The sequence below is a fragment of the Undibacterium sp. Ji42W genome (genome assembly GCF_049340405.1).
Lineage (GTDB): Bacteria > Pseudomonadota > Gammaproteobacteria > Burkholderiales > Burkholderiaceae_D > Undibacterium.
The window spans coordinates 99,358-114,024 of record NZ_JBMPOV010000001.1 but is presented as its reverse complement, the minus strand read 5'-3'; the positions used below and the strand labels follow the sequence as shown (position 1 = coordinate 114,024).

The following is a 14,667-nucleotide window of genomic DNA, read 5'->3' as shown; positions in this document are numbered from 1 at the left end:
CCGCTGCAAACACGTTTTCGTCCTTTACATTGAAAGCGTTCGAGCTATATTGCTTGGTGTGACTGCTGTATGACAGATTGTTAGGTGGCGCTTGCCGAATGCTGGCGCCAGCCATTTGTACGGGAGTGTAGGTCGTGCAGGGCCAAGTGTCAATCAATATCTTATGTCTTATATAAGACATATCACTTAATAGTTTGTTCTGGACGTGGCAGGTAGTTTTGTGGTGAAATTGCAGCCTATGACCGCTATCATACCAACCGCAAATAATCCGACTGTTGCCCCTGCTACTCCAGGTGCTGGCGTCGGTGCTTCATCTTTGAGTGCCTCACCCACCTTTAGTCCATTATATCAACAGATTAAAGCCCTGATTACCCAGAGCCTGCAATCTGGTGAGTGGAAGCCGGGAGAGTTAATCCCCAGTGAGATAGAGTTGGCTGGCCGCTTCAAGGTCAGCCAGGGAACGGTGCGCAAGGCGATTGATGAGTTGTCGGCTGAAAACCTGGTAGTGCGCAGGCAAGGGAAGGGGACTTTTGTTGCCACCCACCATGAGGCGCGTTCGCAGTTCCGGTTTTTGCGTCTGGCCCCTGATGAAGGCGTGCCGCATTATCCTGAAAACCGCATCATCGAAGTCAAGCGCATGCGTGCGCCGGCTGAGGTGGCACGATTGCTGGATATTAAATCTGGCGACTCGGTTGTGTTTATTCGCCGCCTGCAGTCGTTTTCAGGTGTGCCAACCATTCTTGATGATCTGTGGTTGCCGGGTGCCATCTTCAAAGGCTTGACGGCCGAACGTCTCAATGAATACAAAGGGCCTATGTATGGTCTGTTTGAAACTGAATTTGGCACACACATGATACGTGCGTCTGAGCAGATTCGCGCGGTCTGTGCGGATGAGTCAGTCGCTACGCTCTTGCATGTTGAGATGGGTGCGCCTTTGTTGAATGTGGAACGTGTCTCTTTTACTTACGGTGATAAACCGGTTGAGTTGCGCCGTGGTTTGTACCTGACAGTGAATCACCATTACAGAAATGAACTAAGCTAAATCAATTGCGTGATTGTTTTGCCGGGATTTTTTGTGTGCTCCAACCTTGTTGTAGGCTTTTCGCGCTCTGCATCCCGATGGCTTTAGGTTTAAGATAGCGATATTTTGTTAATCGTGATGATTTTTGTTGGTGCAATGCACCAAAATGAGCGAAAATTGCAAGGTTTATGTACAGACTAGTTAATGGGGAGATTATTTATGTCTGAAGTAGTAAAAGCCAGGCCTCGCTTTGGGGTCATGCGTCTGATCGATGCTACCGGGTATCGGCTGCCGCTGGCAGGCTTTGTATCCATTTTGCATCGCGCAAGTGGAATGCTGATGTTCCTGCTGTTGCCGTTTGTGCTGTACCTGCTCGACAAGAGCCTGGCTTCAGAGGCAACTTTCGTAAGCTTGCAAACACTGACATCTGGTGTATTTGTTAAGCTTGTCATTCTTGCCCTGATCTGGGCATACCTGCACCATTTCTGCGCTGGTATCCGTCACTTGCTCATGGATTTTCACTATGGCCTTGACAAGGATTCTGCGCGTCAATCTGCAGTCGGTGTGCTGGTTGTCAGCATTGCCCTGTCTGCATTGATAGGCTTGAAATTGTTCGGAGTATTTTAAAAATGGCAAATAATAATATTGGACCCAAGCGCCTGGTCGTAGGTGCAGGCTATGGCTTGCGCGACTGGATGGCGCAACGTGTGACCGCTATCGTCATGGCTTTGTATACCGTGATCTTGCTGGTCTTGTTTTTGGCGGGTAAAGATTTTAGCCACACCGGCTGGACAGGTATTTTTGCCATGCAATGGTTCAAGATGGCGACTTTCGCTGTCGTGATCTGCCTGCTGTACCACGCCTGGGTTGGTATGCGTGATGTCTGGATGGATTATGTGACGCACAATGTATTTGTTCGTCTGGTATTTCAAGTTGCCACTATCGTGTGGTTGATTGCTTGTGCTGGCTATGCTGCACAGATTTTGTGGAGAGTATAAAAGTGGCCGCAATTAAATCCACAATTCCTAGCCGCCGTTTTGATGCGGTCATCGTTGGTGCTGGCGGTTCCGGCATGCGTGCCTCGCTGCAATTGGCTGAGGCTGGCCTGAATGTTGCCGTACTGTCTAAAGTTTTCCCTACCCGTTCGCACACTGTTGCTGCGCAGGGTGGTATTGGTGCCTCTTTGGGCAACATGTCGGAAGATGGCTGGCTCTGGCATATGTTTGATACCGTTAAAGGTTCGGACTATCTGGGTGACCAGGATGCGATCGAGTTCATGTGCCGTGAAGCACCAAAAGTGGTCTATGAGCTTGAGCATTTCGGTATGCCATTTGACCGCAATGCCGATGGCACAATTTATCAGCGTCCATTTGGCGGCCATACTGCGAACTACGGTGAAAAGCCTGTGCAGCGTGCCTGTGCTGCTGCTGACCGTACTGGTCATGCTTTGTTGCATACTTTATATCAACGCAACGTACGTGCCCGTACCCATTTTTTTGTTGAATGGATGGCGATAGACCTGATCCGTGATGCTGATGGTGATGTCCTTGGGGTGGTTGCGCTGGAAATGGAAACTGGCGAAGTCATGATGCTGGAAGCCAAAACCACTATATTTGCTACAGGTGGTGCGGGCCGTATCTGGCAAGCTTCTACCAATGCCTTTATCAATACTGGTGACGGTATGGGTATGGCGGCGCGTGTAGGGTTGCCGCTGGAAGATATGGAATTCTGGCAGTTCCACCCAACTGGTGTTGCCGGTGCGGGTGTCTTGATTACTGAAGGTGTACGTGGTGAAGGCGGTATTCTGGTAAATAGCCAGGGCGAGCGTTTCATGGAGCGTTATGCGCCTACGCTGAAAGATCTGGCGCCGCGCGATTTTGTTTCCCGTTCAATGGATCAGGAAATCAAGGAAGGCCGTGGCTGTGGTCCGAATAAAGATCACGTCATGCTGGACCTGCGTCATATTGGTGCGGAAACTATTCAAAAACGCCTGCCTTCGATTCTGGAAATCGCGCACAAGTTCGCCAACGTTGATGCAACCAAGGAGCCGATTCCTGTCGTGCCAACCATCCATTATCAAATGGGGGGTATTCCGACCAATATTCACGGCCAGGTTGTGGCGCCTAAAAACGGTGGCAGCGAAATCGTGAATGGTCTGTATGCAATCGGCGAGTGCGCCTGCGTATCTGTGCACGGTGCAAACCGTCTGGGTACTAACTCTCTGCTCGATTTGCTGGTGTTTGGTCGTGCAGCTGGTAATCATGTGGTTGCAAGTAATCTGAAAGCACGCAGCAATAAAGATTTGCCTGCTGATGCAGCTGATCTGGCGCTGTCACGCTTGTCCAAGCTGGAAACCAGTACTGGTTCCGAGCGCGTACAAGACGTTGCCAACGCAATTCGCGGCACGATGCAGCAATACTGCGGCGTGTTCCGTACCGATGAATTGCTGCAAACTGGCTACAAGAAAATTATGGAGCTTGATGAGCGTCGCAAGCACGTTTCTTTCAAAGATAAATCCAAGGTCTTCAATACGGCACGCGTAGAGGCACTGGAGCTGGATAATCTGATCGAAACAGCCAAGGCAACGATTACGTCTGCCGCCGCCCGTAAAGAATCCCGTGGTGCGCATGCACACCGAGATTACGAACAGCGCGACGACGTTAACTGGATGAAGCACACCTTGTGGTATTCAGAGGGCAATCGCCTCGACTACAAGCCAGTCGTGACCAAGCCACTGACTGTAGAAACCTTCAAACCAAAACCACGTACATTCTAAAGAGATACCGATATGGCACGTACACTTAAATTTAAAATCTATCGCTACGATCCGGACAAGGACGCCAAGCCTTACATGCAAGACTTGACCGTTGAGTTGCAAGACACGGACAAGATGTTGCTGGACGCCTTGCAACGTATCAAGTCTGATGTCGATGATTCTCTGGCGCTGCGCCGCTCATGCCGTGAAGGTGTGTGTGGTTCTGATGCGATGAACATCAATGGCAAGAATGGCCTGGCTTGTACTACCAACCTGAATGAATTGAGCGAGCCTATCATCTTGCGTCCTTTGCCAGGCTTGCCTGTCATTCGCGACTTGATCGTTGACATGACGCAATTCTTCAAGCAATACAATTCCATCAAGCCTTACCTGATGAATGATTCCATTCCTCCGGAAAAAGAACGTCTGCAGACGCCTGCTGAGCGTGAAGAGCTCGATGGTTTGTATGAGTGCATCCTGTGTGCATGCTGCTCTACATCATGCCCGTCTTTCTGGTGGAATCCTGATAAGTTTGTTGGCCCGGCAGGTTTGTTGCAGGCGTATCGCTTCATTGCTGATTCCCGTGATGAGGCAACTGGTGCACGTCTCGACAATCTGGAAGATCCGTACCGCTTGTTCCGTTGCCACACCATCATGAATTGTGTGGACGTCTGTCCAAAAGGCCTGAATCCTACCCGCGCTATCGGTAAGATCAAGGAACTGATGGTCCGTCGCGCAGTCTAAGTTTGTAATCTTGATTCGCAGCCTGGGTTTGTAGCTTGGGTTCCAAGTTTAGGTTTGCGGTTTAGTTTGCATATCAGCGATGTCTGATGGCATCGCTGCTATTTCATGCGGTTTTCCAGGCAAGCTGAGAGCCGCATGAAATAGTCAGTATGGAAGAGAATTAATTATGTCTGAGTCACAAGCTATATCCCATCAAAGCGACCCGATAAAGCGGGCCAGGCTGCGGTGGCGGGCAAGGCGCGGTTTGCTGGAAAATGATCTGATCTTGACACGTTTTCTGGATGCTAATGAAGAATTCCTGACAGATGAGGAAGTGGATGCCTTCAGCCGCCTGATGGAATTGCCAGACAATACTTTAATGGATTTGATCATGGCCAAGACAAAACCGGAAGCCGAAGTTGATCTGCCTCACGTCCATGCTTTATTGCAGCGCCTGCAAACGGCGTAATGCAAGTTGAGTAAATTGATTTATAGCTAATATCAAGCTGACGTTTAGGTTGGTATTAAGCTGATATTTTGTGTTTTTTTGATTAACGACTCACCTCTTATCTGAAGGAAGAGCCATGACAAATTCTGAAACAAAAGCCACCCTATCATTCTCCGATGGCTCACCAGCCCTGGAAATGCCGATTTACAAGGGCTCGATTGGCCCGGATGTCATCGACATCCGCAAATTGTATGGTTCTACCGGCATGTTTACCTATGATCCAGGTTTCATGTCCACGGCAGCATGCAATTCTTCCATTACCTATATCGATGGCGATAAAGGTGAGCTGCTGTATCGCGGTTACCCTATTGAGCAATTGGCAGTTAATGGCGGCGATTTCCTGGAAACCTGCTTTCTGTTGCTGAACGGCGAACTGCCAACGGCAGATCAAAAGAAAGACTTTGTAGCGACTGTCACCAATCACACCATGGTGCATGAGCAGATGCAATTCTTCTTCCGCGGTTTCCGCCGTGATGCGCATCCTATGTCGGTATTGGTCGGTACGGTTGGTGCACTGGCATCTTTCTACCATGATTCGCTGGATATCAACGATCCACATCACCGTGAAGTATCCGCTATCCGCCTGATCGCTAAAATGCCTACACTGGTGGCGATGGCTTACAAATATTCTATCGGCCAGCCATTCGTATATCCACGCAATGATTTGTCGTACAGCGCGAACTTCATGCACATGATGTTCTCCACACCGTGCGAGCCATACAAAACCAACGAAGTGCTGGTACGTGCTCTGGATCGTATACTGATCCTGCACGCAGATCACGAGCAAAATGCTTCTACATCGACAGTGCGTCTGGCCGGTTCTTCTGGTGCCAATCCCTTTGCCTGTATCGCTGCTGGTATCGCATGTCTGTGGGGTCCTGCTCACGGTGGTGCAAACGAAGCGGCATTGAGTATGCTGGAAGAAATCGGTAGTGTTGATAACATCTCGCATTTCATTGAACAGGTCAAAGACAAAAACTCTGGCGTCAAACTGATGGGCTTTGGTCACCGTGTTTATAAAAACTATGACCCACGCGCAAAACTGATGCGTGAAACCTGCTATGAAGTGCTGCAAGAACTGGGTCTGCAAGATGATCCACTGTTCAAACTAGCCATGGCTCTGGAAAAAATCGCGCTGGAAGACGAATACTTCGTCAGCCGCAAGCTGTATCCTAACGTCGATTTCTACTCTGGTATCGTACAACGTGCACTGGGCATCCCAACTGCATTGTTCACCGGTATCTTTGCCCTGGCACGTACAGTAGGCTGGATCGCTCAGTGGAAAGAAATGATTTCTGATCCAGAACAAAAAATCGGCCGTCCACGTCAATTGTTTGTTGGTTCACCTAAGCGTGATGTGCCAGCGATCGATAAACGTTAATTCGAAACATTAAGTGAAAACGGTTATTGAACATTAATCTTTAGTTATTCGATGTTGTTGTAAAAAGCGAGTCTTTACGACTCGCTTTTTTTTTCTTCAGTAATTATGCTATGCTTCGCCACGAAAGTGATTTTTAGGAATAACTTTCGCGATCTAATCAAAAAACATATTTAAATGACATGATTTTTGATTTGGTCACGAGGATAGATTGAATTAAGCCCTTCCCCACAACTTGATGTGCAATCCGCTAACCGGTCAGGCCGTGTCGCGGAAGGTTAGATTAACCCGCTAATCTCGCGAAACGCGAAGAAAGGTGAGCAAGATGATGCAACAATATAACGCTAACTCGTACTTGTTCGGCGGCAATGCGCCGTATGTAGAAGAACTGTATGAAGCGTACCTGAATAATCCCGGTTCTGTTCCTGACAATTGGCGCGCGTATTTCGATGCCATGCAAAACGTGCCTGCCGTTGATGGATCTTCCAAGCCAGACGTTGCCCATGCACCTGTTATTGCATCGTTTGCCGAACGAGCCAAACAAGGCCCGATACGCACAGTCAATGCGACTGCTGATGCTGAAATGGGACGCAAACGCGTCGCTGCCCAACAACTGATCGCCGCTTATCGCTTCCTCGGCAGCCACTGGGCCAATCTGGACCCGCTGCAACGCCAGGAGCGCCCTAGCATTCCTGAACTGGAACCAAGTTTCTACGGTTTTACCGATGCCGATATGGACATACAGTTCAATATCAGCAATACCTATTTCGGGCCAGAAACGGCATCATTGCGCGACCTTTTGAACGCACTGCGTGACACTTACTGCCGTTCCATTGGTGCTGAGTTCATGTACATCAGTGACCCGACTGAAAAACGCTGGTTGCAACAAAAGTTGGAGGCGATACGCTCTACACCATCTTTCTCTCCTGAAAAGAAAAAACACATCCTCGACCGCCTCACTGCGGCTGAAGGCCTGGAACGCTATCTGCATACCAAATATGTTGGTCAGAAGCGTTTTTCCCTGGAAGGTGGCGAAAGCTTTATCGCCTCCATGGATGAGACTATCCAGCGCGCCGGCGAGCGTGGTGTCGAAGAAATCGTTATCGGTATGGCTCACCGTGGCCGTCTGAACGTACTGGTCAATACGTTGGGCAAAATGCCTCAGGATTTGTTTGCGGAATTTGAAGGCAAACATGGTGACGACTTGCCAGCTGGCGACGTTAAATACCATCAGGGATTCTCGTCTGATATTTCTACACCAGGCGGCCCGGTTCACTTGTCGCTGGCATTCAATCCTTCCCACCTGGAAATTGTTAATCCAGTGGTTGAAGGTTCTGTCAAAGCACGTATGGACCGTCGCGGTGACAAAGATGGCTCTCAAGTTCTGCCTATCCTGGTACACGGCGATGCCGCGTTTGCAGGGCAGGGCGTCGTCATGGAAACCCTGAACCTGGCGCAAACACGCGGCTATGGTACTGGTGGTACTGTGCATATCGTCATCAATAACCAGATCGGTTTCACGACTTCTGATCCACGCGATTCACGTTCGACGTTGTATTGCTCCGACGTAGTCAAGATGATTGAAGCGCCGGTCATGCACGTCAATGCAGATGATCCTGAAGCCGTAGTCCTGGCAACCCAGATCGCTCTGGATTACCGTATGGAATTCAAGAAGGATATCGTAGTTGATATCATCTGTTTCCGTAAATTGGGCCATAACGAGCAAGATACGCCCGCGCTGACACAGCCTTTGATGTACAAGAAGATTGCCCAGCATCCTGGCACGCGCAAGATGTATGCGGATAAACTGGCTGCACAAGGCACCATCCCCGCAGACGGTGGCGATCAAATGATCAAGGCCTACCGTGATGCCATGGATGCGGGCAAGCATACCCATGATCCGGTCATCTCCAACTTCAAAAACAAGTATGCTGTTGACTGGATTCCTTTCCTCAATCGCAAATGGACAGATGCCGCTGATACAGCAGTACCTCTGACAGAACTGAAACGTCTGGCAGAACGCATCACTGTCGTGCCAGAAGGCTTCAAACCGCATAGCCTGGTCGAAAAAGTGCTGGGTGACCGTGCTACGATGGGTCGTGGTGACATGAACCTGGACTGGGGCATGGGTGAACATCTGGCCTACGCATCCCTGGTTTCTTCCGGTTATGCAATCCGTTTGACGGGCCAGGATGCAGGCCGCGGTACTTTCGTTCATCGTCACGCAGTTTTGCATGATCAAAACCGTGAACGTTGGGATGCAGGTACCTACATTCCTCTGCAAAACATTTCTGACAAACAGGCGCCATTCACTGTCATTGATTCTGTTTTGTCTGAAGAAGCAGTATTGGGCTTTGAATACGGTTATTCAACAGCGGAGCCAAATACCTTGACTATCTGGGAAGCACAATTCGGCGATTTCGCCAACGGTGCGCAGGTCGTTATCGATCAATTCATCAGCTCTGGTGAAGTGAAATGGGGCCGTGCATCCGGTCTGGTCATGATGCTGCCGCATGGCTACGAAGGTCAGGGTCCGGAACATTCATCTGCCCGTCCTGAGCGTTTCCTGCAACTGTGTGCTGACAATAATATGCAGGTGGTTCAGCCTACTTCTGCGTCCCAGATTTTCCATCTGTTGCGCCGTCAGATGATACGCATGTTCCGCAAGCCTCTGGTCATCATGACACCGAAGTCCCTGCTGCGTAACAAAGATGCAGGCTCACCTTTGTCCGATCTGGCCAAAGGCAGCTTCCAGACAGTCATCGGAGAAGTTGACGAGAAGATTGATGCGAAGAAAGTCAAACGTGTTATCGCTTGCTCCGGCAAAGTGTATTACGACCTGGTTAATGCCCGTAAAGAACGCGGTCAGTCTGATACGGCGATTATTCGTGTTGAACAACTGTATCCTTTCCCGCATAAGAGTTTTGTTGCTGAGTTGAAGAAATTCCCGAACATGGCGGAATTGGTCTGGGCACAAGATGAGCCACAAAATCAGGGACCATGGTTCCAGATCCAGCACAATATTTTTGAAAGCCTGGAAGAAGGTCAAAAACTTGCTTATGCAGGTCGTCCAGCCAGTGCATCGCCAGCTGTCGGTTACTACGACAAGCACTATGCACAGCAAAAAGCATTGCTGGAAACGGCGTTTTCCAAACTCAAAGGCTTTGTCCTGACCAAATAATGATGCGATGCGGCATCAGAAGCTGATGTCGCATTTGGCTACCCGAATCGGAGAGTAAAAAATGGCAATTATCGAAGTAAAAGTTCCTCAGTTATCTGAGTCCGTCGCAGAAGCAACCCTGTTGTCCTGGCATAAAAAAGTTGGCGAAGCAGTTGGCCGTGACGAAAACCTGATCGACGTAGAAACAGATAAGGTTGTACTGGAGCTGCCAGCGCCTGATGCTGGTGTCATCACACAAATCATCAAAGGCGATGGTAGTACAGTCGTTGCTGGCGAAATCATCGCGATTATCGATACAGACGCAGCCGCAAAAGTAAGCCCTATGGAAGTATCCGCTGCTCCAGTAGCTGTTGCCGCTGCGGCTGCCACATCTGCCCCTGCTGATGCAAAATCTTCTGCCGGCGTAGCAATGCCAGCAGCAGCAAAAATATTGTCAGAAAACAACCTGACTGCAGCGCAAGTTGACGGTTCCGGCAAAGACGGCCGCGTTACCAAAGGTGATGCACTGGCAGCTGTTGCCGCCAAGCCTGCTGCTGCACCAGTTGTTACACCTCTGGCCGCACCTGCAGCTGGCAAGCCTGCGCTGCAACAAGTGGTTGCGCCGACAATGGCCAGCTTGGGTGACCGCCCGGAAGAGCGCGTACCGATGAGCCGTTTGCGTGCCCGTATCGCTGAACGTCTGGTGCAATCGCAATCGACCAACGCGATTCTGACAACCTTCAACGAAGTCAACATGGCACCCGTCATGGACTTGCGCAACAAGTACAAAGACAAGTTTGAAAAAGAACATGGCGTGAAACTGGGTTTCATGTCCTTCTTCGTCAAAGCTGCTGTTGCTGCATTGAAAAAATATCCTATCATCAACGCCTCTGTTGATGGCAACGACATCGTCTACCACGGTTACTTCGACATTGGTATCGCTGTTGGCTCACCACGCGGCCTGGTAGTACCTATCCTGCGTAATGCGGATCAAATGACGATTGCTGAAATCGAGAAGAAAATCGGTGAATTCGGTGCCAAGGCCAAAGACGGCAAGCTGACTCTGGATGATTTGTCCGGCGGTACTTTCTCCATCTCGAATGGTGGTACTTTCGGTTCCATGTTGTCTACGCCCATTATCAATCCACCACAATCCGCAATTTTGGGCGTGCATGCGACCAAGGACCGTGCTGTAGTTGAAAATGGTCAGATCGTGATCCGTCCTATGAATTACCTGGCTATGTCTTACGACCATCGTATCATTGACGGTCGTGAAGCAGTTCTGGGTCTGGTGGCAATGAAAGACGCGCTGGAAGATCCAGCCCGCCTGTTGCTTGATCTGTAATTCAGATACAAACCGCAAAGCGCGAATCATTCCGTGAATATCGCTGACGAAATTAAACGTCTGCATGAACTGCATCAGGCAGGAGCCCTGTCTGATGCAGAGTTTGCACAAGCCAAAGCCAGATTGCTGACTACTGGTGACACTTCCACATCCGGCAATGACCAAAGTCAGGGTTTTAATCATCTGAACCAATTCCGCCGGTCAAAAAATGACCAATGGCTGGGTGGTATCTGCGGTGGTCTAGGCCAATTTACTGGACTGGACTCCTGGATATGGCGTTTGATGTTTGTCTTTTTCAGCCTTTACTTTGGTGCAGGCCTAGTGGCTTATTTGCTGGCCTGGATCTTCATCCCCGAAGAGAGTTGAAAGCCACATGGCGAAGAGTAAACTTCACGACTGGATTCGGCGCTAAATTCATCTATATAAAATCAGGATATTTTCATGAGCAAACAATTTGACGTCGTCGTTATCGGTGGTGGCCCTGGCGGCTACATCGCCGCAATCCGCGCTGCCCAACTGGGATTTTCTACTGCCTGTATCGACGCATGGACCAATGAAAAAGGTGGCCCGGCTCCAGGTGGTACATGCACTAACGTAGGTTGCATCCCATCCAAAGCGCTGTTGCAGTCTTCCGAGCACTATGAGCATGCGGGTCATGCTTTCGCGGACCACGGTATCAATGTGCAAGGCCTGGGCCTGGATGTTGCCAAAATGCTGGGTCGCAAGAATACTATCGTCAAGCAAAACAATGACGGCATCTTGTTCCTGTTTAAAAAGAATAAAGTCACTTTCTTCCATGGCCATGGCTCTTTTGTAAAAGGCGATGCTGCCGGTTATGAAATCAAGGTTGCAGGCAAGACAGAAGAAACTATCATTGGCAAACACATCATCGTGGCGACTGGCTCGAATGCACGCGCATTGCCAGGTGCGGCATTTGATGAAGAGACGGTCCTGTCCAATGATGGGGCACTGAAGATTGCTGAAGTACCGAAAAAACTTGGCGTTATTGGCGCTGGCGTGATCGGTCTGGAAATGGGCAGCGTCTGGCGTCGTCTGGGTGCTGAAGTGACAGTGTTGGAAGCATTGCCAACTTTCCTCGGTGCTGTGGATGAACAAATCGCTAAAGAAGCGCACAAACTGTTTGTCAAACAAGGCCTGTCCATCAATCTGGGCGTCAAGATTGGCGAAATCGTCAATGGCGGCAAAGATGTGACCGTCAACTACACTGATGACAAGGGCGTTGAACATAAAGCCGTATTCGATAAATTGATTATCTCTATTGGCCGCACACCTAACACCAATGGTTTGAATGCGGAAGCTGTTGGTCTGCAACTCGATGAACGTGGTTTCATCGCAGTTGATGGGGATTGCAAAACCAACCTGGCGAATGTCTGGGCAGTCGGTGACGTGGTACGCGGCCCTATGCTGGCGCATAAAGCAGAAGAAGAGGGTGTTGCCGTGGCCGAACGTATCGCTGGCCAGCATGGTCATGTGAACTTCAATACCATTCCATGGGTCATCTACACATCTCCAGAAATTGCATGGGTCGGTCGTACTGAGCAACAATTGAAGGCAGATGGCGTGGCTTACAAAGCCGGTACTTTCCCGTTTATGGCAAATGGCCGTGCCCGTGCGCTGGGTGATACTTCAGGGATGGTCAAGTTCCTGGCAGATGCCACGACAGATGAAATCCTGGGCGTACACATCGTTGGTCCTATGGCATCTGAATTGATTTCCGAAGCCGTGGTGGCGATGGAATTCAAGGCATCGGCAGAAGACATCGCCCGTATTTGCCATGCACATCCATCGTTGTCTGAAGCAACGAAGGAAGCAGCGTTGGCAGTTGACAAGCGTTCACTCAATTTCTGATTCAGGCTGAATGTCTGATCGCTTGTTTGAAAGTTTATTTAAGCGGTTTTTGAAAGAGGGCGCATTATCGCGCCCACATCGGCAGCGCACTCTGCCCTCAGTTTGATTGGGGTAGGGTGCGTCGCTTTTTACCCGCTTGCCATGCGCAGGCAAGCCAGCAAAGATAGTATCCCTCACCCATGAATGTCATAGAGTATTATCAGGATGCCTTGAGTCAACGCGGATTTCAGGCCGATGAGGCACAAAAACGCGCGGTTGACCGCTTGCAGACGGCCTATGAAGAATGGGTGGAATACAAGGGTAAGCGAGCGAATAAATTTACCCGCCTGATCACCCGACCTGAAGTGCCGCGTGGTGTCTACATGTGGGGTGGAGTCGGGCGTGGCAAATCATTTTTGATGGACAGTTTTTTTTCTGTTGTGCCAGTCGTCAGAAAAACCCGGTTGCATTTCCATGAGTTTATGCGCGCCGTGCACCGACAGCTGGATGAACTCAAAGGCGTAGCAGATCCGCTGGATGAAGTGGCGCGCAGGATCGCCAAGAAATACCGTCTGATTTGTTTCGATGAATTTCATGTGTCTGACGTGGCAGATGCAATGCTGTTGTATAACCTGCTCAATGCCCTGTTTGAAAACGGTGTTTCTTTCGTCATGACATCCAATTACCAGCCTGATACTTTGTATCCGGATGGCTTGCATCGCGACCGTATGTTGCCAACGATTGCCTTGCTCAAAGAAAAACTCGATATCCTGAATGTCGATTCCGGCAATGATTACCGCAAACGTGCGATGGAACAAGTGCAGGCTTACCTGACACCATTGAGTGCTGCTACGGACAAGACTTTGCGCGATATTTTTGCACGGGTCGCAGAAACCAGTGATGAAGACCCACAAGTCGATATTGAGGGACGCAAACTAAAATCCTTGCGTCGTGCAGGCAGTGCGATCTGGTTTGACTTTGCTACTTTATGTGGTGGTCCACGTTCACAAAATGATTATCTCGAAATCGCCAGTCGTTTTCATACCGTTGTTTTGTCGTCTATTCCGCGTATGTCGGCAGCCATGTCTTCCGAAGCAAGGCGTTTCACCTGGCTCATAGACGTGTTTTACGATAACAAAGTAAAACTGATTATGTCGGCAGAAGTGCCGCCTGAGGAACTTTATACCAACGGTACCTTGTCTAATGAGTTTCACAGAACAGTATCACGTATTATAGAAATGCAATCAAAAGAATACATGGATGCTGACCAACGCCAACTTGCGGAGAATATTGCCTGATGAATCGTTTATTGCCTGTAATCCTCGCATTGCTTGCGCAAATGATATTTGCTTCGCATGCGCTGGCATCGCCCGGTAGCACCGAGCTGACGCAGATTGCGAATCTGTCTGCCAGTTTGGATCAAAAATATGCAGCAGGTAGTATCAGCAGTGCGGAACAAGCCGAGCTTGCCCTGCAAGAAAGTAATGCAGCACAACTGCGTTTGCAAAGCTGGTACGAACAGTCTGAGCGGGCTTGTCACGATACATTTTTTGTCAATGATTGTCTTAATGACGTTAAACAAAAGCGCCGTCAATATATCGTTGCCCTGCAGAGAATTTCCCTGGAAGCCAAAGCCTTGCAGCGTAAGCTCCATATAGAACAACTTGACAGAGAATTGGCGCAACGTCAGGCCAAGCCCTGACTGCTGAGAGATTTGTAACTGGCTGTAAGTCTTTTCTCTGCTCAAATGCCGCTATTTGAAGGCGCAATCGGCGCTTTCAATTGCTGAGACCGGGGTAGCACTACTGGCGCACTGTCTCTGAGCGATAGCCGCCTGTTGTCTGCGGCAATATTTGAATATGGAATCCCGTCCCACACTGCGATATAAGTATTGCAAGTCTCTAAAAATTTCCTTACAGTCTGGCGTTA

At 49.6% G+C, this 14,667-nt stretch carries 13 protein-coding genes; all 13 read left to right on the top strand.

The features are described 5' to 3' along the window. Nucleotides 1-238 precede the first annotated feature (238 nt). The 13 genes from ACO0LG_RS00495 (at nucleotide 239) to ACO0LG_RS00435 (ending at nucleotide 14,440) form a co-directional block, all read left to right on the top strand. Nucleotides 239-1,042, top strand: coding sequence for a GntR family transcriptional regulator (locus ACO0LG_RS00495; protein ID WP_423022285.1), 804 nt, complete (start codon nucleotides 239-241; stop codon nucleotides 1,040-1,042). A gap of 198 nt (nucleotides 1,043-1,240) precedes the next feature. Next, nucleotides 1,241-1,648, top strand: a complete 408-nt coding sequence (gene sdhC, locus ACO0LG_RS00490; protein WP_423022283.1) for a succinate dehydrogenase, cytochrome b556 subunit — start codon at nucleotides 1,241-1,243, stop codon at nucleotides 1,646-1,648. Between the two features lie 2 nt (nucleotides 1,649-1,650). After that, nucleotides 1,651-2,019: a succinate dehydrogenase, hydrophobic membrane anchor protein gene (sdhD, locus tag ACO0LG_RS00485; protein ID WP_423022281.1), complete on the top strand. Its 369-nt coding sequence runs from the start codon at nucleotides 1,651-1,653 to the stop codon at nucleotides 2,017-2,019. Nucleotides 2,020-2,021: 2 nt separating this feature from the next. After that, the gene (gene sdhA, locus ACO0LG_RS00480; RefSeq protein WP_423022279.1) at nucleotides 2,022-3,797 is read left to right on the top strand and encodes a succinate dehydrogenase flavoprotein subunit; all 1,776 of its coding nucleotides are present in this window, start codon (nucleotides 2,022-2,024) and stop codon (nucleotides 3,795-3,797) included. 12 nt (nucleotides 3,798-3,809) lie between these two features. Next, nucleotides 3,810-4,520, top strand: a complete 711-nt coding sequence (locus ACO0LG_RS00475) for a succinate dehydrogenase iron-sulfur subunit (protein WP_422952692.1) — start codon at nucleotides 3,810-3,812, stop codon at nucleotides 4,518-4,520. Nucleotides 4,521-4,686: 166 nt separating this feature from the next. Further along, nucleotides 4,687-4,968, top strand: a complete 282-nt coding sequence (locus tag ACO0LG_RS00470) for a succinate dehydrogenase assembly factor 2 (protein WP_423022277.1) — start codon at nucleotides 4,687-4,689, stop codon at nucleotides 4,966-4,968. A gap of 115 nt (nucleotides 4,969-5,083) precedes the next feature. After that, complete coding sequence (gene gltA, locus ACO0LG_RS00465; RefSeq protein ID WP_423022275.1) at nucleotides 5,084-6,388, top strand: citrate synthase; 1,305 nt, start codon at nucleotides 5,084-5,086, stop codon at nucleotides 6,386-6,388. A gap of 322 nt (nucleotides 6,389-6,710) precedes the next feature. Beyond that, nucleotides 6,711-9,566 (top strand): 2-oxoglutarate dehydrogenase E1 component, encoded by a 2,856-nt coding sequence (locus ACO0LG_RS00460; RefSeq protein ID WP_423022273.1) that lies wholly within the window; start codon nucleotides 6,711-6,713, stop codon nucleotides 9,564-9,566. A gap of 61 nt (nucleotides 9,567-9,627) precedes the next feature. After that, nucleotides 9,628-10,890: a 2-oxoglutarate dehydrogenase complex dihydrolipoyllysine-residue succinyltransferase gene (odhB, locus tag ACO0LG_RS00455; RefSeq protein WP_423022271.1), complete on the top strand. Its 1,263-nt coding sequence runs from the start codon at nucleotides 9,628-9,630 to the stop codon at nucleotides 10,888-10,890. Nucleotides 10,891-10,923: 33 nt separating this feature from the next. Then, complete coding sequence (locus ACO0LG_RS00450) at nucleotides 10,924-11,256, top strand: PspC domain-containing protein (RefSeq protein ID WP_423022269.1); 333 nt, start codon at nucleotides 10,924-10,926, stop codon at nucleotides 11,254-11,256. Nucleotides 11,257-11,331: 75 nt separating this feature from the next. Beyond that, entirely contained in the window at nucleotides 11,332-12,759 is a 1,428-nt protein-coding gene (lpdA, locus tag ACO0LG_RS00445) for a dihydrolipoyl dehydrogenase (RefSeq protein WP_423022267.1), read from the top strand. 179 nt (nucleotides 12,760-12,938) lie between these two features. After that, nucleotides 12,939-14,036: a cell division protein ZapE gene (gene zapE / locus ACO0LG_RS00440; protein ID WP_423022265.1), complete on the top strand. Its 1,098-nt coding sequence runs from the start codon at nucleotides 12,939-12,941 to the stop codon at nucleotides 14,034-14,036. After that, nucleotides 14,036-14,440, top strand: a complete 405-nt coding sequence (locus ACO0LG_RS00435) for a hypothetical protein (protein WP_423022263.1) — start codon at nucleotides 14,036-14,038, stop codon at nucleotides 14,438-14,440. Before zapE ends, ACO0LG_RS00435 begins: the two co-directional genes overlap by 1 nt. The last annotated feature ends 227 nt before the right edge of the window (nucleotides 14,441-14,667 follow it).